Raw genomic sequence first — 22,260 nt, 5'->3', positions numbered from 1 at the left:
GGATGAGGCAAAATGGCTGGGTGAACGTACTCCCGCACCTCCCCGCCCCGACCGCACCGATTGAGAGCCAGATCGCCGCCGAACTCGGCGCCCAGCCGTGGCAGGTCAAGGCCGCTGTGGATTTGCTCGACGGCGGTTCCACGGTCCCGTTCATAGCCCGCTACCGCAAGGAAGCTACCGGCACCCTGGACGACACCCAGCTGCGCACGCTGGAGGAACGGCTGCGCTACCTGCGCGAGCTGGAAGACCGCCGTCGGACGGTTCTCGAATCGATCTCGGCGCAAGGTGCGCTCACCCCCGAACTCCAGGCCGCCGTCGCCGCCGCGGACACCAAGTCCCGGCTGGAGGACGTTTACCTGCCGTTCAAATCCAAGCGGCGCACCAAGGCGCAACTGGCCCGGGAAGCCGGGCTGGAACCGCTCGCCGACAAACTGCTGAAGCGGCCCGAGCTGGATCCGGAACGCGAAGCCGCGAAGTACCTGAACGCTGAACATTCGATCGCCGATGCCGCCGCGGCGCTGGCCGGCGCCCGGGCGATTTTGGTGGAACGCGTCGCCCAGGACGCCGACCTCGCCGCCACGTTGCGCGAGCGGCTCTGGACGCAGGGCCGGATGGTCTCGCGTGTCAGACAAGGCAAGGAAGCCGAGGGGCAGAAGTTCAAGGACTACTTCGAGTTCTCCCAGGCGCCTGCCGGCATGCCTTCGCACCGGGTGCTCGCGCTGCTGCGCGGTGAAAAGGACGGGGTGCTGGAGCTGGACCTTAGCGAGGCCGAGCCCGACGACGACGCCGGGCTGGCCGCCGCGCGCGGCCGCTACGAGGCGGCCGTGGTCAGGTTCCTCGGGGTCTCCGACCGGGGCCGGCCCGCCGACGCCTGGCTGGTGCAGACAGCACAACTCGCCTGGCGCTCCCGGGTCCTCAGCCGCCTCAGCGGAGACTTGCGGAGCCGGATGTTTGCCGCGGCCGAGGACGAGGCCGTCCGGGTTTTCGCCGCCAACCTCCGGGACGTGCTACTCGCCGCGCCCGCCGGCAACCGGGCGACCCTCGGCCTGGACCCGGGGCTGCGCACGGGCGTGAAGGTCGCCGTCGTCGACGGCACCGGCAAGGTGGTCGCGACGGACACGGTCTACCCGCACGCCCCGGCCCGGAAGTGGGACGAGGCGATACGCACACTCGTGGGCCTGGCACGAAAGCACCGGGTAGAACTCGTGGCGATCGGCAATGGCACCGCCTCGCGGGAGACCGACAAGCTCGCCACGGAGCTGCTCAAACAACTCGGTTCGGACACCGGCGCTGCGCCGCAGAAACTCGTCGTGTCCGAGGCCGGTGCGTCAGTATATTCGGCGTCGGCGCTGGCCGCGGCCGAGCTGCCCGGGATGGATGTGTCCTTGCGCGGCGCGGTGTCGATCGCCCGGCGGCTACAGGATCCGCTGGCGGAGCTGGTCAAGATTGAGCCCAAGTCCATCGGTGTGGGCCAATACCAGCACGACGTCACGGCAGCGAAGCTGGACCGCAGCCTGGACGCCGTCGTCGAGGACTGCGTCAATGCCGTGGGCGTGGACGTCAACACCGCTTCGCCGGCGCTGCTGAGCCGAGTGGCCGGCGTCGGGCCGCTGCTCAGTGAAAACATCGTGGCGTACCGGAACGAGCACGGCCCGTTCGCCAAGCGCAGCGAACTAAAGAAGGTTCCGCGGCTCGGTGCCAAGGCGTTTGAGCAGTGCGCCGGCTTCCTGCGGATCAGCGGGGGAGCGGAGCCACTGGACGCCTCCAGCGTGCACCCCGAGGCCTACCCGCTGGCCCGGAAAATTAAGGCGGCCGGCGGTACCCGCGGTGACAGCGGCGAGGGCGCCGGAGGCTTGTCCGCGCTCAACCCGCAGGACTTCGTGGACGGAACCTTTGGGCTGCCAACGGTCCGGGACATTATCACCGAGCTGGAGAAACCGGGCCGGGACCCGCGGCCGGCGTTTGCGGCGGCGACGTTCCTGGAGGGGATCGAGAAGATCTCCGACCTCAAGCCGGGCATGGTGCTGGAGGGCACCGTCACCAACGTGGCGGCGTTCGGCGCCTTTGTGGACGTCGGCGTGCACCAGGACGGGTTGGTGCACGTTTCCGCGCTGGCCAATCGGTTCGTCTCCGACCCGCGCGAAGTGGTGAAGTCCGGTCAGGTGGTGCGCGTCAAGGTGCTTGAAGCGGACCCGGAGCGGAAGCGCATTTCGCTGACCCTGCGGCTCGACGACGAACCGCCCGCCATGGGAGGACGCGCAGCGCCGGGCCGGGAGGGCCAGCGCAGGGACAGCCGGAACCGGCAGGGCCAGTCCGGGACCTCAGCTTCTGCGCCGGTGAGCCAAAAGACCGCAGCAAAGGGTTCCGCCAAAACCAACCCCAAGTCCCCGGCGCAAGCAGCCCCCAGGCCGGCGCCCGCCAACACAGCCATGGCCGAGGCGCTCCGGCAGGCTGGCCTGGGAAAGTAGGGCTGGGAGAGTGGGGCTGGAGTGGGGGTCCGGGCGCCCGCCGCGTGACCGCTTATCGCGTAAAAGCTACCGCTCACCGTGAACTCCCTGCCGTTCCGGGGGAACTTGCGCTGTCCGGATGTGATCTGCACCATGATTGCCGGAGGCAACGGACGTAAACATGGTCTAAGGCCTCTGCCTCTGGGGAAGGCGCCAATTAACTGCCGTGACGCTGATGTCGTCGACGAACAAAGGGAACAAACATGGGCTGGCTGGATCGTGACCGAACTATCGCCCCGCCGGGGTTCAACCGCTGGCTGGTCCCGCCGGCGGCGCTCGCGGTACATCTCTGCATCGGCCAGGCTTACGCCACGAGCGTCTACAAGACCGCCCTGGTCAAGCACTTCGGCGCCAGCCTGACCGAAATCGGGGTCATCTTCTCCATCGCCATCGTGATGCTGGGCCTGTCGGCAGCGATCATGGGCACCTGGGTGGACAAGAACGGCCCGCGCAAAGCCATGTTCACCTCGGCCGTGTTCTGGGCCAGCGGCTTCCTGATCGGCTCGCTCGGCATCTTCACGCACCAGCTCTGGCTCGTCTACCTCGGCTACGGCGTCGTCGGCGGCATCGGCCTGGGCATTGGCTACATCTCCCCGGTGTCCACCCTGATCAAGTGGTTCCCGGACCGTCCGGGCCTCGCCACCGGCATGGCCATCATGGGATTCGGCGGCGGCGCACTGATCGCCAGCCCCGTCTCCACCGCACTGCTGAAGATGTACGACCCTAACTCAGGAGCCAAGGGCTGGGTGGCCAGCGGCGATTCCGTCGGCAAGCTCTTCCTGACCCTCGCCGTCGTCTACCTCGCGTACATGCTGTTCGGCGCCTTCACCATCCGGGTGCCCGCCGAAGGCTGGAAGCCCGCCGGCTTCGACCCGTCCAAGGTCAAGGCGGCCAAGCTGGTCACCACGGAAAACGTTTCCGCGAAGAATGCCGTCAAGACCAAGCAGTTCTGGCTGGTCTGGATTGCGCTGTTCTGCAACGTCACCGCCGGCATCGGCATCCTCGAGCAGGCCGCTCCGATGATCCAGGACTTCTTCCGCCAGTCCGACGGCGCGTCCCTCGTGAGTGCCGCCGTCGCCGCCGGGTTCGTCGGGCTGCTCTCGATCGGCAACATGGCCGGCCGCTTTGCCTGGTCCGCCACCTCCGACGTGACCGGCCGCAAACGCATCTACATGGTCTACCTCGGCGTCGGCGCGGTGCTCTACATCCTGCTGGCACTGGCCGGGTCGACCACCACCATCCTCTACGTCGCGCTGGCGTTCTTCATCATTTCCTTCTACGGCGGCGGCTTCTCCACAGCGCCGGCGTACCTGCGTGACCTCTTCGGCACCTTCCAGGTCGGTGCGATCCACGGCCGGCTGCTGACCGCGTGGTCCGCGGCCGGCGTCGCCGGACCGCTGATTGTCAACGCGATCCTCGATGCCCAGGGCAAGCCCGGCCAGTTGACCGCCGCGTCCTACCAGCCGGCGCTGCTGACCATGGTGGCCCTGCTGGTGATCGGTTTCGTGGCCAACCTGCTGGTGAAGCCGGTTGACACGCGATTCCACGAACCACGCCCGGACCGTGACCGGTCGAACGAACCCGCCATGGAGGCCTAAAGATGAGTACTGCACACAACCGGGGCGCGCATGACGCCGCCAAGGCGTCCACCGGCAGACTGGCGGTGGCCTGGGCCCTCGTCGGGGTACCGCTGGCCTACGGGGTCTATGAGACCCTGACCCGCGTGACTGCGCTGTTCGGCTGATCCGTGACGTTCACCGCGCCTGACCAGTTCACTACCCGTCCCACTCTGCAAGGCACGTTCGGGATGAGTGCTTCCACGCACTGGCTCGCGACGGCGGCCGCTCAGGCGGTGCTCGAACGCGGCGGTAACGCGTTCGACGCCGCCGCTGCCGGCGCCTTCGTGCTGCACGTCGTTGAACCCCACCTCAACGGTCCCGGCGGCGATATGACCGGCGTCTTCGTGGCCGCCGCGGACCCCGGCACGCCGGTGGTGCTGATGGGCCAGGGCCCGGCGCCGGCTGCGGCCACGGTTGAGCACTACCTCGCCGAGGGCCTGGACCTGGTTCCGGGCTCCGGTGCGCTGGCCGCCGCGGTGCCCGCCACCGTCGACGCCTGGCTGGTGCTGCTGCGCGACCACGGCACCTGGGAGCTGGACGCGGTGCTGGAGTTTGCTATTGGTTACGCGCGGGACGGGCACCCCATGCTGGGCCGCGTCGGCACGACGATCGCGACGGTGGCTGAGTTGTTCCGGGATCACTGGCCCACCTCCGCGGAGCTGTGGATGCCGGGCGGCAGGATCCCGGCCGAAGGCGAGCTGGTCCGGAACCCCGCCTACGCCCGGACGCTGGAAAGGCTCGTGGAAGCCGGGGAGGGTGCCGGCGGGTCCCGTGAAGCGCGCATTGATGCCGCCCGCAGGGAGTGGCGCGAGGGTTTCGTCGCGCACGCAATGGTCGGGTCCGTCCAGACCCCGCACCGGCATTCGTCCGGCACCGACCACGCCGGCGTCCTGGCTCTGGCTGATATGGCGGGCTTCGAGGCCGGCTACGAGGCTGCGGCCACCGTCGAGTTCCGCGGCCACACCATCGCCAAGACCGGTCCGTGGGGACAGGGCCCTGCGCTGTTGCAGACCCTGGCGATCCTCGACGGGTTTGAGGACCGCTTCCTGGATCCGTCAACGGAACTCGGGGCCCACACCATCCTGGAAGCCCAGAAGCTGGCCCTGGCCGACCGCGAGGCGTACTACGGCGACACCGACGTGCCGCTGGAATACTTGCTGTCCGAGGAATACTGCGCCAGCCGCCGGGCCCTGATTACCGACGAGGCATCGCACGAATTCCGGCCCGGCGTGGTGCCGGGTCGCGAGCCCTTCCTGCCGCCCCTGCGCACGGAGTACACGCCGCCGGCGCTGGCCGGGGCAGGCTCCGGCGGGCTGGGCGTGGGAGAACCTACTGTGGCCCCCAACGGGGAAACCCGAGGCGATACCTGCCACATCGACGTCGTGGACCGCTGGGGCAACATGGTCTCCGCCACGCCGTCCGGCGGCTGGCTGCAGTCCTCGCCCGCGATTCCGGAGTTGGGCTTCTGCCTTGGCACCCGGCTGCAGATGACCTGGCTGGAACCGGGCACACCGTCCACCCTGACTCCGGGCAAACGGCCGCGCACCACCCTGACGCCCACGCTGGTGTTCCGGAACGGGCGGGCAGTGACTGCGCTCGGTTCACCCGGCGGCGACCAGCAGGACCAGTGGCAGCTGCCGTACCTGTTGCGGACGATAGTCGGCGGCTACTCGCCGCAGCAGGCGATCGATGCACCGACGTTCCATACGACGTCGATGCCCGGGTCGTTCTGGCCGCGCACCTGGGAGCCTGGCGGAGCAGTGGTTGAGGAGCGACTGGGCGCTGAGGTCATCGAGGGCCTTGAACGCCGCGGCCACGTCGTCACGAAAGCAGGCGGTTGGACGTTGGGCCGCCTGTCTGCCGTCGTCCGGGACCCCGCGACCGGGGTACTGCAGGCCGCAGCCAACCCACGCGGCGCCCAGGGCTACGCCGCCGGGAGGTAGCGGACGCCGGCCCTCGTCCGGGTTTTGCCGAGCTTCCACGGGGCGAGGTGAGGCCTGGCGCCCAGCGAGGCCTGGCGGCGGGATGAACCAGGGGAGGGCGGTGCGTGGTCCGCGGTGGGTCCCCGCTCCCGGCCCGGGCGCGCGCCGGGCTTCCGCCTCAGCGTGTACTGGCGAGCACCCGGGGCCGGCCAAACTGCGTCCAGACACCGGGGGAGAACAGGACAGACTCAGGCGGCCCGGAGACTGAAAGGCCTACCGCTGCAACCAATTGGTCGTCCACCTCGGTGAGCTCGGCCGTGAGAAGCGGCCAGGGTCTGTGGGTATTGGGGATGTAGAGGGAGTTGTCGGCAAAGCGGGAATGCAGACCAAACCGCGCCGTCAGGTGGACAGACAGCGGATCGGTCGCTTCGACGTCGACCTTGGGAACCACAGCAAAATCGCTCCGGGCGCCGCCGCGAAAGCGCCGCACGGAATACCCGGTCGAGGGATCATCGGCACCGGCAGGCCTGAAGCGGCTCCGGGACCAGACGTAGGGGATGCCAGCCGCGCGGGCCGCCACGACTACCGCCAGCCGGGAGGCATCAAGGCTGAGGAACACAACGCCCCTGGTCCCATCGGGCTCGCGGGAGTAGAGCCGCACATTGATCTCATTGAAGCTGCCAAAGTAGGGGACTCCCGGCCCGTTGCCCAGGCCTGCGCCCTGCATGCGGAAGCCGATGAGACCCACCCAGGCCGATCCGTCGAACTCGTCCGGGGCGACGCCGGAAGGCATATACGTTGCCGCGACCGCATGGGGAATGCGCCAGTGCAGAAAGACGGCATCCTTCCACCACTGGTTCATGACGATCGGACGGGGCAAATCGGGCGGCGCTGGCCAGGGGTCGGTGAGCATAGTCATTGCGGATTCGAGGCCGATTGCGCCGTCCTCGCCTCTTTCTGCCACGGCCACCGCCCAGTGATCTCCAACTCCAGAGAGAAGCTCAGGAAGGTCCGGATCAGCACGATGACGGCCAGCACCCCGACGCTCTCAAAGGTCGGCGTCACCGCGACCGTTCGGATAATGTCGGCCGCCACCAGCAGTTCGAGGCCCAACAGGATGGAGCGGCCCAGCAATTGCCGGTAGGAACGATAAACAGACAGGGGTTCAGTGCCGGCGGGCAAACTCCTTGGCTGGAATCCCTTCAGTGCCATTGGGACTGACACCAGGGCCCCGACAACCATGATCGCGACCCCGGCGAAGTCCATGAACCGGCCGACCGTCTCAATGATTTGCTGGAAATCCATAGTGTCCCTTCGGTGCGTCAGGTGCGGAAGCTAGTTCGGGTTAGACGTCGCGTCAGGGATGCCGTTGACCGACGTCGGCCAGAACTGAGCGGTAACCCTCGCGGAAGCTTGGGTACTGGAAATCGAAGCCGGTTCCACGCAGGAGCGCGCTGCTGACGCGCTTGTTTCCGCCGCGTGACGGCTCGCCGCCGCCGGTGCCGCCAGTGCCGCCAGCGGCTCTAACCCCGGCAGCGGGCTCCGGCTCCGGCAGGCCCAGTTCGCCGGCCAGGAACCGCAGTACCTCGCCGAGTTCGGCCGGCTCGGTATCGACGCCCAGGTACAGCGGCGCAGGCTCGGCGGCCATGGTGCACAGGTGGACAATTGCGGCGGCGGCGTCGTCGCGGTGGATCCGATTGGTGAGGCGCGAGCCCGCAGGGAGGGACGCATTGCCGCCGCGTACCTGGTCGATCAGCCGGGTCCGTCCCGGTCCGTAGATACCGCCAAGCCGCAACACCACCGGCGAAATACCCGTGTCGTTGAGGCGGCGGTAGAGCAATTCTTCAGCTTCGCGGATGATGCGGCCGGAAAATCCGCCGGGGCTCGGCGTCGTCGTTTCGTCCACCCAACCGCCGTCGGCGTCGCCATAAACCGCGGTGGAGGACACGAACAAGATGCGGCGGATCGGCGCGCCGGAGGCTGCCACGGCGTCGAGCACGTGCGACAGGCCGTCCACATAGGCTGCCCGGTAGGCCTCCTCCGAGGGGGAGTCCGCGGCAATGGCAACGACGACGGCGGTGGTGTTCGCCGGGACCAGCGGCAGTTCCCCGCGCGTCAGGTCCGCCGCAACGCCCTCAATGGACGGCGGGAGCTTGCCGGGCGACCGCCGCCAGCCCACAACGCGGTGCCCTGCCGCGATAAAGCGTAGCGCGGCCTCGGTACCCAAATCGCCGCAACCGGCCAGCAGTACAGTCATACCGGCCAGTCTGCCAGTAATCGCGGGTGAGCGTCGTCCGCGGGCAGTGGCAGCGCTAACGCGCCGGAACCGTCTGAACGACCGTTGGAGCCGGATGCGGAACCGTCGGCGCCGCTGGCCGCACACCCGATGCGACATTCAGCAAGACGAGCGCTATCACCATCAGGAGCAGGAACTGCAGGAGCACGCCGAGGCAACTCGGCTGCTTGGACCGCCCGCGCCGCTTGCGGCTGGCAGATGCTTTGGCCGTCCGGTCGGCCCGCGCCGGCCGCCCGCGCCACTGCTGCAGTGACGCCGCGGGAGCGTCCCCCAACCTGAGCTCGGCCGGCCCCGACTGTGCAGATCCAAAACCAGCGAATTGGGCCGTGGTGAGGAGCCGGGGGCTGGTGGCGCCGCCCAGGAGTTCCTGCAAATAGGCGTGGACGGTGGGGACCAGCGCCGGATCGAGCACAGCCGGGAGCGCTGCCACCGCTCGTCCTATAGTGTTCAAGCCCTCGATTCTGATGCCGCTGTTTGTCGTGCCGTTAAGCTCCGGCTGGCCCACCAAACAGATCCAGCCTTGAACCAGCCGGCGATGGTCAGGTTCGAGGACGGCAGCGAGGGCGGCAGCCTGATGGAGGACGCCGGACACTTCCCTTTCACGGGAGGCGCCGTTCTGCCGGAGGTTGCCCTCCCAGAGACGGACTTCACCGCTCCAGTTCTTGGCGTCAACAACCAGCACGCCGCCGGGACCGACCAGCACATGGTCAAGGTTCGCTTTAGGCCGACCCGGCCAGTGGACGTCGTGGAGCACGAGCCAGCCATAAGGCTCGAGTTCTTTGAGTTTCGCTGCGACCATCGCCTCGCCGGCGGCGCCCACCGACCAGGCATGCGCGTTTCGTTCGGCCTGTTCCAACTCCCTGCGCAAGCGCGTGACACGTTCAGCGGCCAAGCGTGACTGTTCGGCGGCTCCATCTCCTGCTGCCATGACTTCCCCCAAGCAACTCTGGCGTAACACCCGCGCACCCGGCGCGGTGGCGCGGTGGCTGACACCATATGCGACTAAAGGAAATTTCCCCAGTAAAGAAACCGGCGCCGCGGCCGGCTCGCGGGTTCCGGTCCAGCTCGACGTTTGCAAACGGCGACTGCGACGCGAACCCGCGAGCGGGCGTGCGACGGCGGACCGAACCCGCGAGTGGGCGTGCGACTGGCGCCGGGGGAGGCGAGAAGCCCGGCCAGCTACCGCGCGGCGATCGGGAAGAAGACCCGCGGGTCCTGCAGCAGGGCCGGGTAGTCGAAGTCCTGGCGGGAGATGATCTCGTCTACCTTGAAGTTGCGGGCGAACTGGCCCTCAAGTTCGATGGGACGGCCCAAGACCTGGCCAACGGCGAAGGACTGGCCGCCGTCGAACGGGATAGCGACGACAGACTTTCCGGGCAGCGTGGTGAACGCCTCTTCCTGCGCCAGCCGCTTGCGGGTGGGCTTCTTGACCAACGGCTTGGCCGGGCGTTTGCGCGCGTTCTTGTCCGGCCGGCGGGAGCCGTTGTCAGCGTAGACGAACTGGTAGTCATCCTCCCCGGCAGAACCGGAACCGGCAGCGGCACCGCGGCGTGCCGGCGGCAGGGTCACGGTGTCCAGCGACTCCGGGTCGGCGTCACCCAGGGGCAGGCGCAGGATCCACATGCGGTCGCCCGCGGGGTCCAGCGGAAGCAGCTCGTGCTTGGGTTCGGGCCAGACGTATTCCAGGTCCGGGTCCGTGCCGGCGAACGCCTCGGTGTAAGACCGGGGGTCCTTAGCGAGCAGCCGGGAGCGGTGGCTGAGGTGGAAGCCGGGGTCGCCCAGCCAGTACGGCATCTGGATCTTCGCGGCGTAGTCCGGGTGCGCGGCCTGTGGGGCGAACTCCAGGATCCTGTCCCGGGTGGTGTCTTCACCGCCGCGTGCGGTCCACTCGTCCACCATGGCCAGGCCGTACATCGTGAGGGCGGGAACATGGCCCATCCACATCCGGACCGCCGGGTGGGACTGCCAGCCGTACTCGGGAATCACCAGCGCGCGGAGCACCTGCAGCGCTTCGACGCGCTGCTTACCGAGCCGCGCACGGTCCAGGGCCGCGGCGCTTTGCCGGAAATCGGGGAAGGGCAGGAATGTTTGCATCTTTCCAGTTTGGGGCCACGGAGCCGCATCACCAATTGCTGGGTGCCGCTGGTGAGCGTGTTCACATTACGGATGCCTACAGACAGCTCCCAGCACAGGGATCTATCATTTGACGCATCCACCCAAGCTCCACGGAAGACCCGCCATGACCCTTGAATCGACGGCGCCCTTTGCGCCGAAATATGGACAAATGCTCGGCCCGGAAGCCAACGGCATCCTGGTTCTCGAAGAATTCACCCTGGATCCCGCGGCGGCCCGCAAGGAACAACATGGATTCCGCGCGGCACTGGCCTCGGTGGCCTTGACGATGCGGCGCCTGCTGGCCTTCCGGCTCTTCATCGCCTTCGTTGCGATCGCCAACCTGCCGCTCTTCCTGCTTTCCAGCGGCTGGGAAATCTACGTCATTTCGCTGGCTCTCGTCGTGGCCGTCCATGCGGCCGTGTCCTGGTTGAACCGGCATGAACCCCGGCTGCGGCAGCGGCGGTTGCTCGAGCTGCACCTGCACCGGGAGCGCAGCGACAACTACCGCAAGGTCCGCGACGCCGTGAAGTATGTCATCGACACCCCGGCCCGGATGAACGAACAGCTCTACCTGGAACTGCTCGCCGCCAAGCGGGTCGCCCTGCATCTGGCCCAGGGCACCGTGGCCCTGCTGGACACCAGCGATGACTCCGTCTGGAAGGTCCGCATCATCCGGGAACTTCCGCGTTCTGCCTGAGAACGGTTAAACGACGACGTCGGGGCTGCCCCAAGGGCGCCCCGACGTCGTCGTTTAATTACGTTGAGCCAAGCTGCCCCGGCGTGGGGTCACGCCGAGGCAGCTTACGCAGCGTCCCTTAGGCGGGGAGCTGCAGGACCTGTCCGACCAGAATCAGGTTCGGGTTGCTGATGGTGTCAGCGTTGGCGTCGGCCAGGCTCTGCCAGCCGCCGGGAAGGTTCAGCGACTGGGCAATCTTGCTCAGGCTGTCACCGCTCTGCACAGTGTAGGTTTCACCGCTCAAGGCCACCGGGGCAGCGTGCCGCGGAGCGGCCTGGACCGGAGCGGCCTGGACCGGAGCGGCCTGGACCGGTGCGGCCTGGACGGATGCGGCCTGGACCGGAGCCTGCGCAACCGGAGCCTGGACGGGTGCGGCCTGGACCGGAACCTGTGCCGGAGCCGCTGCGCCGCCGCCACCGCTCAAACCAAGCTTCGCGGCGCAGGCAGGCCATGCTCCCCAGCCCTGGGTGGCCTGGACGTTCTGGGCCACGGCAATCTGCTGCTCACGGGTGGCGCTGGCCGGCGAGCCGGTGCCGCCGAAGGCCGCCCAGGTGCTCGGCGTGAACTGCAGGCCGCCGGAGAAACCGTTGCCGGTGTTGATGCTCCAGTTGCCACCGCTCTCACACTGCGCCAGTGCATCCCAGGTGGAAGTGGTCGTCGCGGTCGGGGTTGCAGCGGTTGCTGCCGTCGCGGAAAGGGCGACGCCGGCGGCGGAAATCGCGGCCAAAGTGGCTCCACGGCGCGCGGCAGTAGCAAGTGATGAGGTCTTCATGGGATAGATGCTCCTGAGGGCCACCGGTGCTCGGTCCGTCCCCGGACGTTGTCGCACTACTGCCCGCCCCTGACAATAGAGGTCATTGAGGTGTCTACCGGTCGGGCAGTATCTGGTGGTGTGGTAGCACCGGGCATACATGCCCGGAGTCCGGACACGGTCTCCACGCTAACCGAGGTCGCCTCCGTTATCAAGCTGTTATCATCAGTAGGCTGATTCTGGGCAAGGCCCGTGAGGCCTCCAGATTCCCGGCGGCTGCTCAGCCGCCGAGCACCGCCGCCAAGTAGGGCGCGGTCCGGCTGGTCTTGGAACGCGCGACGACGGCGGGTTCCCCGGCCGCGACGATCTTGCCGCCGGCATCGCCACCGGCCGGTCCAAGGTCGATCACCCAGTCCGCGGCGGCCACCACGTCCATCTCGTGCTCCACAACCACCACCGTGTTGCCCGCGTCGACCAGGCGGTGCAGCTGGGCCATCAGCAGTTCGACGTCGGCGGGGTGCAGTCCCGTGGTGGGCTCATCCAGCAGGTACAGCGAGTGGCCGCGCTGGGCACGCTGGAGTTCGGTGGCGAGCTTGATCCGCTGGGCCTCGCCGCCGGACAGCTCCGTGGCAGGCTGGCCGAGCCGAAGGTAGCCCAGGCCCACCTCGCGCAGGGTTTGCAGGGCGCGGGCCGCGGCCGGGACACCGGCCAGGAAGTCGGCGGCCGCGTCGACCGTCATGCCGAGCACCTCAGCGACGTTCTTGCCGCGGTAGGTGACCTCCAGGGTTTCCGGGTTGTAGCGCGAGCCGTTGCACTCCGGGCACGGGCCGTAGCTGCCGGGCAGGAAGAGGAGCTCGACGGCGACGAAGCCTTCGCCCTGGCAGGTTGCGCAGCGGCCGCCGGCGACGTTGAAGGAGAATCGTCCGGCGCCGAAGCCGCGTGCCTTGGCCTCGTCCGTGGCGGCGAACTCCTTGCGGACGGCGTCGAACAGCCCGGTGTAGGTTGCGAGATTGGAACGCGGGGTGCGGCCGATCGGCTTCTGATCCACCTTTACCAGGCGGTCGATCCGTTCCAGCCCCGACACCGGACCGACGCTCAGCGGCACGCCCAGCTGCTCGCCGTCCTCGGCCAGTTCCTCCGGCGAGGCCGCCGGGTCCGCCCTATCCGCGCCCGGGTGCAGCCAGTTGCCCGCCACCTCGGCGAGGACGTGGCTGACCAGCGTTGACTTCCCGGACCCGGAGACGCCGGTGACGGCGGTCAGGACGCCGAGCGGGAAGGTAGCGTCGAGGTCTTGCAGGTTGTGGCGGCTGATGTCGCGCAGTTCGAGCCAGTCGGCCGGTTCGCGGCGGGAACCGGCCGACGCCGAACGGGAGCCGGCCGACGCGGCAGGGTGGCCAGCACCGGCGTCGGAGTCCCGCAGCCCGCGGTCGCGGCCCCCGCCCTCCGGGAACAAATAAGGCCGCGTAACGGAGGCTTCCACCTCTGCGAGTCCTGCGACCGGACCGCTGTAGAGCACCTCGCCGCCGCCCTCGCCGGCGCGCGGGCCGACGTCGACCAGCCAGTCGGCGCGCCGCACCACGTCCATGTTGTGCTCCACTACGAACACCGAGTTGCCGGATGACTTGAGCTGGTCCAGGACCGCGAGGAGGGGTTCGGCGTCTGCAGGGTGCAGTCCGGCGGACGGCTCGTCCAGGACGTAGATGACGCCAAACAGCCCGGAGCGCAGCTGAGTGGCAATGCGCAGCCGCTGCATCTCGCCGGGGGAGAGGGTTGGGGTGGAGCGGCCCAGTGCGAGGTAGCCCAGGCCGAGGTCCAGCAGAACGGTGACGCGCTGCAGCAAGTCGCGGGTGATCGCGACGGCCACCTCGTTGGATTCGCCGGAGGACAGCTTGCGCGACGCCGTGCCGGCGGACGTGAGCTCGGTAGTGGGGCGGATAATCTGCGCCAGTTCGGTCATCGGGACGGCGTTGAGCTCGGCGATGGTCCGTCCGGCGAAAGTCACGGCGAGGGCTTCGGGCCGCAAGCCGCTGCCGCCGCAGCGCGGGCAGGGGCCGGTTTCCATGAAGCGCAGGACGCGGTCGCGCATGGTGGTGCTCTTGGAGTCCGCGAGGGTGTGCAGCACGTAGCTTTTCGCGCTCCAGAACCGGCCCTTGTACGGTTTGGCGACGCGGTCGCGCTGCGGGGTCACCTCCACGACGGGTTGTTCGTCGGTGAAGAGGATCCAGTCGCGGTCCTTTTTGGGCAGCTTCCGCCAGGGAGTGTCGACGTCGTAGCCGAGGTGGGTGAGGATGTCCCGCAGGTTCTTGCCCTGCCACGCGCCGGGCCAGGCGGCGATCGCACCGTCACGGACACTCAGCGAGGGGTCCGGGACCAGGGAGGCCTCGCTGACAGTGTGGGCAATGCCCAGGCCGTGGCATTCCGGGCAGGCGCCCGCAGCGGTGTTGGGGGAGAATGCGTCCGAGTCCAGCGACGCCGCGCCGTCGGGATAGCTGCCGGCACGGGAGAACAGCATTCGCAACGAGTTGGACAGGGTGGTGACCGTGCCGACGGTGGAGCGGGAGCTGGGTGTGCCGCGGCGCTGTTGGAGCGCGACGGCGGGCGGCAGGCCGGTGATCAGCTCCACCTTTGGGTTGTGGCCCTGCTGGATCAGCCGGCGCGCGTAGGGGGCGACGGATTCAAAGTAGCGCCGCTGTGCCTCGGCGTAGATGGTGCCGAAGGCCAGCGAGGACTTGCCGGAGCCGGAGACGCCGGTGAAGGCGACGATGGCGTCGCGCGGCACGTCCACATCCACGTTGCGCAGGTTGTTTTCCCGGGCACCGCGGACCCGGACAAAGCCGTCCACGGGGAGGTCCGGCATAAGACCGGGAAGATCGGAAGCCTGCTGGGTATTCTGCATCTAGTTGACTGTATCCGGCCTTGACCCCGGCAGGCATATCCTTACCGAATGGAAACTACCGCCGTCGGCGCCGAAGTGCCGCAGAACATGCCGCAGGATGAGCCGCAGACTGAGGGGGGCCCCGAGTTCGCCGAGGTTCCCGAAGAAGTCCACGTGCTGCCGGTTGCCGAGCTGCACCTGCACATCGAGGGCACGCTGGAGCCGGAACTGATCTTCGCGCTCGCGGAACGCAACGGGATCGCGCTGCCCTACGCGGACGTGGACGAACTCCGGGCCAAATACGAATTCTCGGACCTGAGCTCGTTCCTGGACCTCTACTATGCGAACATGGCGGTGCTGCAGACCGAGCAGGACTTCGCGGACATGACCCGGGCGTACCTGACACGGGCCGCCGCCGCTGGGGTGCGGCACGCCGAGATCATGATCGACCCGCAGGCGCATCTGAGCCGTGGGGTGTCCCTGGAGACCTGCGTCAACGGTGTCGCTTCCGTGCTGGCCACCTCGCTGCACGAGTTCGGCATCTCGACCCTGCTGATCGCCGCGTTCCTGCGCCACCTCTCCGAGGAGTCGGCGCTGCAGGTGCTGGAGCAGCTGCTCGCGATGGAAGCTCCGATCGCGGGGATCGGACTCGACTCAGCCGAGGTGGGCAATCCGCCGTCGAAGTTTGAACGGCTCTTCGCCCGGGCCAAGGAGGCCGGGCTGCACCGGACCGCGCACGCCGGCGAGGAAGGCCCGACGTCGTACATCATCGAGGCGCTGGACCTGCTGGACGTCGAACGCATCGACCACGGCATCCGCTGCATGGAAGACCCGGAGCTGGTGGAGCGACTGTTCAACGAACTCATGCCGCTGACCGTCTGCCCGCTCTCCAACGTGCGCCTTCGCGCTGTCGACACGCTGGCCGAGCACCCGGTGCCGGGCATGCTCGCCGCCGGGCTGAACGTCAGCGTGCACTCGGACGACCCTGCCTACTTCGGAGGCTATGTCGATGACAACTTTGCCCAGCTCAGGTCCGTGATCGGGCTGTCCGAGTTCGACTGCGTGCGCCTCGCCGCCAACTCCATCCGGTCCTCGTTCGCCAGCGAAGAACGCAAAACCGAGCTGCTTGCAGAGCTGGCCGCCTCAGGCCGCTAAGGAGCGCCGCGGAAAGTTTGTCCGAACATACATTTGACTGGACATGAGCAGTAGTGCAAAGTAATCCATATTGTGGTCCTGAACACGTTCCATCCTGTGGATTCCGCTGTTCCGCACTGCTTGCCTGACGGTTTCCGGCTGTCGAAGAGGTACCGAATCTGAGAAGAAAGGGCCCGCTGCCGTGACCCACGAACTACTCACGATCGGGCGAATCAGCGTCGACATCTACCCCAATGATGTTGGCGTGGGCCTTGAGGACGTCACCTCCTTCAGCAAGTACCTCGGCGGTTCTCCCGCGAACGTGGCAGTGGCCGCTGCCCGGCACGGGCGCCGCGCGGCGGTCATTACCCGCACCGGCGACGACCCCTTCGGCGCCTACCTGCACCGGGAGCTGCGGAAGTTCGGCGTGGACGATTGCTTTGTTTCCCCGGTAAGACAGTGGCCGACGGCGGTGACGTTCTGCGCCATCATGCCCCCTGATCAGTTCCCGCTCTACTTCTACGGCCGGCTGCCGACGGCTCCGGACCTGCAGATCACGCCCGAGGAGCTGGATCTGGACGCCATCCGGGAAGCCCGGATCTTCTGGTCCACGGTCACCGGCCTGTGCGCCGAGCCGAGCCGTGCGGCCCACCGCAAGGCCCATGAAGCCCGCTCCCGGTCGGACCTGGCGGAGGGACAGTTCACCGTTCTGGACCTCGACTACCGCCCCATGTTCTGGCCTTCCAGGGAGGAAGCCCGGACCCAGATCGCCCAGATCCTGCCCCAGGTGACGGTGGCGATCGGCAATGACACCGAGTGCGCGGTCGCTGTGGGGGAAGGGACCCCCGACGAGCAGGCTGACCGGTTGCTGGCCGCGGGCGTCGAAATCGCCGTCGTCAAGCTCGGTTCCGCGGGGGTCATGGCCAAGACCCGCACCGAGCGGGTGGTCTCCGCGCCGGTGCCGGTGGAGACCGTCAACGGGCTGGGTGCCGGAGACGCCTTCGGCGGCGCCTTCTGCCACGGCTTGCTGTCCGGCTGGCCCCTGGCCGGAATTCTCGACTACGCCAACGCGGCAGGTGCCATCGTGGCATCCCGCCTGTCCTGCGCCGATGCGATGCCGACGCCGGACGAGGTTGTTGCGCTGCTCGCGGAACGCGGCCGGCCGGTTCCGTCCACCTTCAGCTTCGAAGGAACAACCCTGTGACCCTCACGCCACTGGCCTCGAACAACGCCCTCAATGACGATCCCCGCCGGTACGCACACCTGAGCACCACCCGGCTGGAAGACCCGGACGCTGTTTCCCGGGCAGCTGCGGCCCGCCGCCGCCACCCCGGACCCAGAGCGGGGCGGCAGAACTTCATTGTCGCTGCCGACCACCCGGCCCGCGGGGCCCTGGCCGTGGGCGCCGACCCAACAGCCATGGCGGATCGCCGCCAGCTCCTGGACCGCTTGCAGATCGCTTTGGCCCATCCGGCCGTGGACGGCGTCCTGGCGTCCCCTGATGTCATGGATGACCTGCTCCTGCTGGGCGCCCTCGACGGCAAACTGGTCTTCGGGTCGATGAACCGCGGCGGGCTGGCGGATCTGGTCAACGAAGTTGATGACCGCTTCACCGGCCACACCGCCGCGGCGCTGCAGGCTCTGGGTGCTGACGGCGGGAAGATGCTCACCCGGATCTGCCTCGGGGACCCGGACACGGTGTCCCTGCTCGAAGCGACCGCCAAGGCCATCGACTCCCTTGCCGAGCGCAAGCTGATCGCCATGGTGGAGCCTTTCCTGTCGGTCCGCGAGAAGGGCAGGCTCCGCAACGACTTGTCCACCGACGCCGTGATCAGGTCCATTGCCATCGCCGGGGGTCTTGGTTCCACCAGCGCCTACACCTGGATGAAGCTTCCGGTCGTGGCCGAGATGGAGCGGGTCATGGCCGCCACCACCATGCCCACGGTCCTCCTGGGCGGTGACCCGGACGGCCCCCAGGATGAGGTGTTCGCTACCTGGCAGGCAGCCTTGGCGCTGCCAGGGGTGCAGGGACTCACCGTCGGACGGACGGTCTTGTACCCCGCCGACGGGGACGTTGCAGGCGCCGTCGCCAGTGCAGCGTCCCTCTTCAACCACGCCGCGGAAGGACCGGAGTAGATCACCATGCGAACAGCAACACCCACGGGAGCCCGCAGCATGACCGTCGCACAGGCGGTTGTCGCGTACCTGTCCCGGCAGTACACCGTCGACTCGATCGCCGGCCAGGACTACCGGGAGCGGCTGATCCCGGGCATCTTCGGGATCTTCGGCCACGGCAACGTCGCCGGAGTGGGCCAGGCGCTCAAGCAGTACCAGCAACTCGACCCGTCGATCATGCCGTACTACCAGGGCCGCAACGAACAGGCCCTGGCCCACCAGGCTGTCGGCTACGCCCGGCACACGCGCCGGCGTGCGACGTTCGCAGTCAGCACCTCGATCGGCCCGGGGTCCTCGAACCTGCTGACCGGCGCCGCCCTGGCCACAGCGAATCGGTTGCCGGTGCTGCTGCTCCCGAGCGACAGCTTCGCCACGCGCGCCGCCGACCCGGTGCTGCAGCAGCTCGAGCAGCCCTACGCCTACGACATCACCGTCAATGACGCCTTCCGTCCGCTCTCGAAATTCTTCGATCGCGTTTCCCGGCCCGAGCAGCTGTTTTCCGCCCTCCATAACGGCCTCCGCGTCCTGACCGACCCGGCTGAGACCGGCGCCGTGGTCATCTCACTGCCCCAGGACGTCCAGGCGGAGGCGCTCGAAGTGCCGGAGGAATTCCTCGCCGACCGCGAATGGCGGATCCGCCGCCCGGACGCCGACGACGAGGACATCCGCCGGGCCGCCGACTTGATCCGCGCCGCCAAACGCCCGTTCATCATCGCCGGCGGCGGTGTTCTCTACGCCTACGCCCACGAGGAACTCGCGGAGTTCGTCCGGTTGACCGGCATCCCGGTGGGCAACACCCAGGCCGGCGTCGGCGTTCTGCCCTGGGACCACCAGTCCTCCCTCGGCGCGGTCGGCTCCACCGGGACGACGGCGGCCAACGCCCTCGCGGCCGACGCCGATCTCATCATCGGAATCGGCACCCGTTACCAGGACTTCACGACGGCGTCCCGGACGGCCTTCAAGAACCCGGACGTCAAGTTCATCAACATCAACGTCGCCCCGCTCGATGCCTACAAACACGGCAGCTCCCTGCCGATCGTGGCTGACGCCCGCAAGGCACTGGTCAAGCTGAACCGGGCCCTCGGCGGCTACCGCGTTGGTGCGGACCTCGAAGAACAGGTGGCGGCAGAGAAGCAGCGCTGGGACGCCACCGTGGATGCAGCGTTCGAGACCCGCGCAAGCCCGCTGTCCTCCCAGAACGAAATAATTGGTGCCACTTACCGGGCCATGGCCGCCCGTGACGTTGTTGTCTGCGCGGCCGGATCCCTGCCCGGTGACCTGCACAAGATGTGGCGGGTACGGGACCCGTTCGGCTACCACGTGGAGTACGCCTACTCGTGCATGGGCTACGAAATCCCCGGCGGTCTAGGCGTCAAACGTGCAGTGCTGGCGGAAGCTGCGAGGGGCGGGGTGGACCGCGACGTCGTCGTAATGGTGGGGGACGGCTCCTACCTCATGATGCACACCGAACTGGTCACCGCGGTCGCGGAGCGGATCAAGCTGATTGTGGTCCTCATTCAAAACCATGGCTACGCCTCCATCGGTTCGCTCTCCGAATCACTTGGCTCCCAACGGTTCGGGACCCGGTACCGCAGCCTCGACGACGACCAGCACAGCTTCGATGAGGGCGACATCCTGCCCGTGGACCTCGCCCTGAACGCCGAGAGCCTGGGTGTGAAGGTGTTCCGGATCGATCCGGGCGAGAAGGCCATCGACGAACTCGAACAGGCCGTCCGGGACGCCAAAGCCGCCCCCGAACGTGGCGGCCCCATCCTGATCCACGTCGAATCCGACCCCCTGCTGGACGCCCCGAGTTCAGAATCCTGGTGGGACGTTCCCGTTTCCCAAGTATCGGAACTCGAGTCGACCCGGCAGGCGTACGAGACGTACGCAGGCCACAAAAAACGCCAGCGCAAATTGCTCGGGTGACATCGGGCTGAACCAGCTCCCGGAAGAGACTCCCGGAAGAGAAAGAGAACGCTGTCATGACGGACCACGAGAACAAGCTCATCATCGGCACCGCACCGGACTCCTGGGGAGTGTGGTTTGCCGACGACCCCAAGCAGACCCCCTGGGAACGGTTCCTCGATGAAGTCGCCGCAGCCGGTTACAAGTGGATCGAACTGGGCCCGTACGGCTATCTGCCTCCAGACCCGGCCCGCCTGGCCGAGGAGCTCCAGCAACGCGACCTCAAGGTCACCGGCGGGACGGTATTCACCGCGTTCCACCGCGGCCTGGACCAATGGGAGACCGCGTGGGAGCCGGCCCGCAGAGTCGCTGAGCTTACCGCGGCCATGGGCGGCGAACACATGGTGGTTATCCCCGGAATGTGGCGGGATGATGTCACCGGCGAAGCCCTGGAGAGCAGCCAGCTGACCGGGGAGGCCTGGAACGACCTGTTCGCCGGCCACAACCGTCTGGGCGAGACGCTGCTGCGGGACTTCGGCCTGAAGCAACAGTTTCACCCCCACGCGGACTCCCACGTCGGCGCCCAGCAGGACATCGAAACCCTGCTCGATGCGACCGACCCGCAGTACCTGAACCTGTGCCTGGACACCGGCCACGCTGAGTACTGCGGTGCCTCCAGCCTGGAACTGATCAAGAACTACCCGGACCGGATCGGCTACCTCCACTTGAAGCAGATCAACCCTGACATCCTGACGAAGGTCAAAGCGGAAAACATGACCTGGGCAGCCGCGAACCTTGAGGGCGTCATGACCGAGCCGCCGGGCGGCCTGCCGGACCTGCGTGCCGTCATCGAAGCCGTCGAGGGGCTGGACCGGCCGATCTTCGGCATCGTCGAACAGGACATGTATCCGGTCGCCTTCGACGTTCCCCTGCCGATCGCCAAACGCACGCGGCAATACCTGCTCTCCTGCGGCTCACGCACCACGGTCAGCTGATGCCCACCCATGCCGGCCACCTCACTCCTAAGGACGACTCCATGACGAAAACCCTTCGCGTCGCTGTCATCGGCGCCGGCCGTATGGGCGCTGACCACATCCAGCGGCTGAACACCCGGATCTCCGGGGCCGACGTGGCAGCCGTCGTCGACGTCGACCTCGCGCGCGCCCGCGCTGCCGTCGACGGCATCCCGGACGCCGTCGCTCTGGCCGACGCGGAAGAAGCGCTCAACAACGGGGACGTCGACGCCGTCCTCATTGCCACCCCCGGTTTCCTGCATAAGGAGCTCCTGCTGGCGGCGATCGCCCGGGACATCCCGATCCTCTGCGAAAAGCCGCTCACCCCGGACGTCGAATCCTCCTGGCAGGTGGTGCAGGCCGAGGAGAAGCTGGGCCGTAAACGCATCCAGGTCGGTTTCATGCGCCGGTTCGACGCCGAGTACCTGGCCCTGGCTGCCATGATCCGGAACGGTGAGCTCGGTGACCTGCTGATGCTGCACCACCAGCACCGCAACCCGACCACGCCTCCCGGGTTTACGAACGAGATGCTGATCAACGATTCGGTGGTGCACGAGTTCGACGCCGTCCGGTTCTTCACCGGTGAGGAAATCACCAGCGTCCAGGTCCGTTTGGGCAAGCCCACCAAGAACGCGCCCGCCGGGCAGCACGACCCGCAACACGTTCTGATTGAGACTGAATCCGGGGTCCTCGCCGACGTGGAGATCTACGTCAACGCTCGGTTCGGGTACGAAGTGGCGACGCAGGCGGCCTTCGAGGAAGGCACCGTCAGCATCGGCGGTGATCACGGCCCTTATGTCCGCGCCGGCGGGCGCTGGGGCGGCAACGTCACCCCCGGTTTCGAAGAACGTTTCGCCAAGGCTTACGACGCCGAGATCCAGTCCTGGGTCGACGCTGCGCTCCGCGGTGAGATCGGCGGCCCCTCCGCGTGGGACGGCTATGCCACCGCCGCGTGCTGCGCGGCGGGCGTCGAAGCGCAGAAGAACGGCGAAAAGGTACCCGTCAGGCTGCACGCCCGGCCCGCCCTCTACGCCTAGGCGGGCGCGCCACCGGCGCCACGGACGGAATCCAGCCGCAGTGCGTGCGCCACCTTAGGGCCGGCTTGGTACGTCAACAACTCGGTGCCGTTGACGTCTGCTCCGTCATCGGGTGCGAGATGGAAATAAAACCGTCCGTCCTCTGTGGTCACAGCAAAGGGATTTCTGGTGA

Annotated in this window: 18 protein-coding genes; 11 read left to right on the top strand and 7 right to left on the bottom strand. The window is 67.7% G+C overall.

Annotation, left to right across the window (positions count from 1 at the left end; translation table 11 throughout):
- The first annotated feature begins 2 nt into the window (after positions 1–2).
- The 4 genes from QFZ61_RS00090 to QFZ61_RS00075 all read left to right on the top strand — a co-directional run bounded on the left by QFZ61_RS00090 (position 3) and on the right by QFZ61_RS00075 (position 6,069).
- Positions 3–2,468, top strand: a complete 2,466-nt coding sequence (locus tag QFZ61_RS00090) for a Tex family protein (protein ID WP_373427104.1) — start codon at positions 3–5, stop codon at positions 2,466–2,468.
- A gap of 242 nt (positions 2,469–2,710) precedes the next feature.
- Positions 2,711–4,105, top strand: a complete 1,395-nt coding sequence (locus QFZ61_RS00085) for an OFA family MFS transporter (protein ID WP_307032178.1) — start codon at positions 2,711–2,713, stop codon at positions 4,103–4,105.
- A 2-nt stretch (positions 4,106–4,107) separates the two neighbouring features.
- On the top strand, positions 4,108–4,251 hold the full coding sequence (locus QFZ61_RS00080; protein ID WP_307032176.1) for a hypothetical protein: 144 nt from the start codon (positions 4,108–4,110) through the stop codon (positions 4,249–4,251).
- 3 nt (positions 4,252–4,254) lie between these two features.
- Complete coding sequence (locus QFZ61_RS00075) at positions 4,255–6,069, top strand: gamma-glutamyltransferase family protein (RefSeq protein WP_307032174.1); 1,815 nt, start codon at positions 4,255–4,257, stop codon at positions 6,067–6,069.
- A gap of 157 nt (positions 6,070–6,226) precedes the next feature.
- Here the strand turns inward: QFZ61_RS00075 and QFZ61_RS00070 are convergent, their stop codons facing one another.
- From QFZ61_RS00070 to QFZ61_RS00050, 5 genes are all read right to left on the bottom strand, one after another.
- Entirely contained in the window at positions 6,227–6,961 is a 735-nt protein-coding gene (locus tag QFZ61_RS00070; protein WP_307037931.1) for a YqjF family protein, read from the bottom strand.
- A gap of 2 nt (positions 6,962–6,963) precedes the next feature.
- Positions 6,964–7,353, bottom strand: a complete 390-nt coding sequence (locus QFZ61_RS00065; RefSeq protein WP_307032172.1) for a DUF1622 domain-containing protein — start codon at positions 7,351–7,353, stop codon at positions 6,964–6,966.
- Between the two features lie 52 nt (positions 7,354–7,405).
- Positions 7,406–8,305 (bottom strand): SDR family oxidoreductase, encoded by a 900-nt coding sequence (locus tag QFZ61_RS00060; RefSeq protein WP_307032171.1) that lies wholly within the window; start codon positions 8,303–8,305, stop codon positions 7,406–7,408.
- Positions 8,306–8,360: 55 nt separating this feature from the next.
- Positions 8,361–9,272, bottom strand: a complete 912-nt coding sequence (locus QFZ61_RS00055) for a nuclease-related domain-containing protein (protein ID WP_307032169.1) — start codon at positions 9,270–9,272, stop codon at positions 8,361–8,363.
- A gap of 251 nt (positions 9,273–9,523) precedes the next feature.
- The gene (locus QFZ61_RS00050) at positions 9,524–10,438 is read right to left on the bottom strand and encodes an MSMEG_6728 family protein (RefSeq protein WP_307032167.1); all 915 of its coding nucleotides are present in this window, start codon (positions 10,436–10,438) and stop codon (positions 9,524–9,526) included.
- A gap of 145 nt (positions 10,439–10,583) precedes the next feature.
- Here QFZ61_RS00050 and QFZ61_RS00045 point away from each other — a divergent pair, with 145 nt between their 5' ends.
- Positions 10,584–11,156 (top strand): hypothetical protein, encoded by a 573-nt coding sequence (locus QFZ61_RS00045; protein ID WP_307032165.1) that lies wholly within the window; start codon positions 10,584–10,586, stop codon positions 11,154–11,156.
- 118 nt (positions 11,157–11,274) lie between these two features.
- Here QFZ61_RS00045 and QFZ61_RS00040 read toward each other — a convergent pair whose 3' ends face one another.
- Entirely contained in the window at positions 11,275–11,967 is a 693-nt protein-coding gene (locus tag QFZ61_RS00040; RefSeq protein ID WP_307032163.1) for a transglycosylase family protein, read from the bottom strand.
- A gap of 259 nt (positions 11,968–12,226) precedes the next feature.
- Positions 12,227–14,842 carry an excinuclease ABC subunit UvrA gene (locus QFZ61_RS00035; protein ID WP_307032161.1) on the bottom strand — a complete coding sequence of 872 codons (2,616 nt, stop codon included), beginning with the start codon at positions 14,840–14,842 and terminating at the stop codon, positions 12,227–12,229.
- Between the two features lie 48 nt (positions 14,843–14,890).
- On the opposite strand from QFZ61_RS00035, the gene QFZ61_RS00030 reads away from it, so the two are divergent.
- The 6 genes from QFZ61_RS00030 (at position 14,891) to QFZ61_RS00005 (ending at position 22,088) form a co-directional block, all read left to right on the top strand.
- Positions 14,891–15,976 carry an adenosine deaminase gene (locus tag QFZ61_RS00030; protein ID WP_307032159.1) on the top strand — a complete coding sequence of 362 codons (1,086 nt, stop codon included), beginning with the start codon at positions 14,891–14,893 and terminating at the stop codon, positions 15,974–15,976.
- Between the two features lie 181 nt (positions 15,977–16,157).
- Entirely contained in the window at positions 16,158–17,159 is a 1,002-nt protein-coding gene (gene iolC, locus QFZ61_RS00025; protein ID WP_307032156.1) for a 5-dehydro-2-deoxygluconokinase, read from the top strand.
- Positions 17,156–18,091 (top strand): deoxyribose-phosphate aldolase, encoded by a 936-nt coding sequence (locus tag QFZ61_RS00020; protein ID WP_307032154.1) that lies wholly within the window; start codon positions 17,156–17,158, stop codon positions 18,089–18,091. Before iolC ends, QFZ61_RS00020 begins: the two co-directional genes overlap by 4 nt.
- A gap of 39 nt (positions 18,092–18,130) precedes the next feature.
- The gene (gene iolD, locus QFZ61_RS00015) at positions 18,131–20,059 is read left to right on the top strand and encodes a 3D-(3,5/4)-trihydroxycyclohexane-1,2-dione acylhydrolase (decyclizing) (protein WP_307032152.1); all 1,929 of its coding nucleotides are present in this window, start codon (positions 18,131–18,133) and stop codon (positions 20,057–20,059) included.
- A gap of 56 nt (positions 20,060–20,115) precedes the next feature.
- Positions 20,116–21,033 carry a sugar phosphate isomerase/epimerase gene (locus tag QFZ61_RS00010; protein WP_307032149.1) on the top strand — a complete coding sequence of 306 codons (918 nt, stop codon included), beginning with the start codon at positions 20,116–20,118 and terminating at the stop codon, positions 21,031–21,033.
- A 41-nt stretch (positions 21,034–21,074) separates the two neighbouring features.
- Positions 21,075–22,088 (top strand): Gfo/Idh/MocA family protein, encoded by a 1,014-nt coding sequence (locus QFZ61_RS00005; protein ID WP_307032147.1) that lies wholly within the window; start codon positions 21,075–21,077, stop codon positions 22,086–22,088.
- Positions 22,089–22,260: the final 172 nt, after the last annotated feature.

Origin of the sequence: Arthrobacter sp. B3I4, assembly GCF_030816855.1 — a bacterium.
GTDB lineage: Bacteria > Actinomycetota > Actinomycetes > Actinomycetales > Micrococcaceae > Arthrobacter.
Note: the sequence above shows the minus strand (reverse complement) of the source record. Positions and strands in the feature narration are given on the sequence as shown.

Coding starts and splice junctions, on each gene's coding strand:
- QFZ61_RS00090 (WP_373427104.1), top strand. CDS start 3: ATGAGGCAAAATGGCTGGGTGAACGTACTCCCGCACCTCCCCGCCCCG.
- QFZ61_RS00085 (WP_307032178.1), top strand. CDS start 2,711: ATGGGCTGGCTGGATCGTGACCGAACTATCGCCCCGCCGGGGTTCAAC.
- QFZ61_RS00080 (WP_307032176.1), top strand. CDS start 4,108: ATGAGTACTGCACACAACCGGGGCGCGCATGACGCCGCCAAGGCGTCC.
- QFZ61_RS00070 (WP_307037931.1), bottom strand. CDS start 6,961: ATGCTCACCGACCCCTGGCCAGCGCCGCCCGATTTGCCCCGTCCGATC.
- QFZ61_RS00065 (WP_307032172.1), bottom strand. CDS start 7,353: ATGGATTTCCAGCAAATCATTGAGACGGTCGGCCGGTTCATGGACTTC.
- QFZ61_RS00060 (WP_307032171.1), bottom strand. CDS start 8,305: ATGACTGTACTGCTGGCCGGTTGCGGCGATTTGGGTACCGAGGCCGCG.
- QFZ61_RS00055 (WP_307032169.1), bottom strand. CDS start 9,272: ATGGCAGCAGGAGATGGAGCCGCCGAACAGTCACGCTTGGCCGCTGAA.
- QFZ61_RS00050 (WP_307032167.1), bottom strand. CDS start 10,438: ATGCAAACATTCCTGCCCTTCCCCGATTTCCGGCAAAGCGCCGCGGCC.
- QFZ61_RS00045 (WP_307032165.1), top strand. CDS start 10,584: ATGACCCTTGAATCGACGGCGCCCTTTGCGCCGAAATATGGACAAATG.
- QFZ61_RS00040 (WP_307032163.1), bottom strand. CDS start 11,967: ATGAAGACCTCATCACTTGCTACTGCCGCGCGCCGTGGAGCCACTTTG.
- QFZ61_RS00035 (WP_307032161.1), bottom strand. CDS start 14,842: ATGCAGAATACCCAGCAGGCTTCCGATCTTCCCGGTCTTATGCCGGAC.
- QFZ61_RS00030 (WP_307032159.1), top strand. CDS start 14,891: ATGGAAACTACCGCCGTCGGCGCCGAAGTGCCGCAGAACATGCCGCAG.
- iolD (WP_307032152.1), top strand. CDS start 18,131: ATGACCGTCGCACAGGCGGTTGTCGCGTACCTGTCCCGGCAGTACACC.
- QFZ61_RS00010 (WP_307032149.1), top strand. CDS start 20,116: ATGACGGACCACGAGAACAAGCTCATCATCGGCACCGCACCGGACTCC.
- QFZ61_RS00005 (WP_307032147.1), top strand. CDS start 21,075: ATGACGAAAACCCTTCGCGTCGCTGTCATCGGCGCCGGCCGTATGGGC.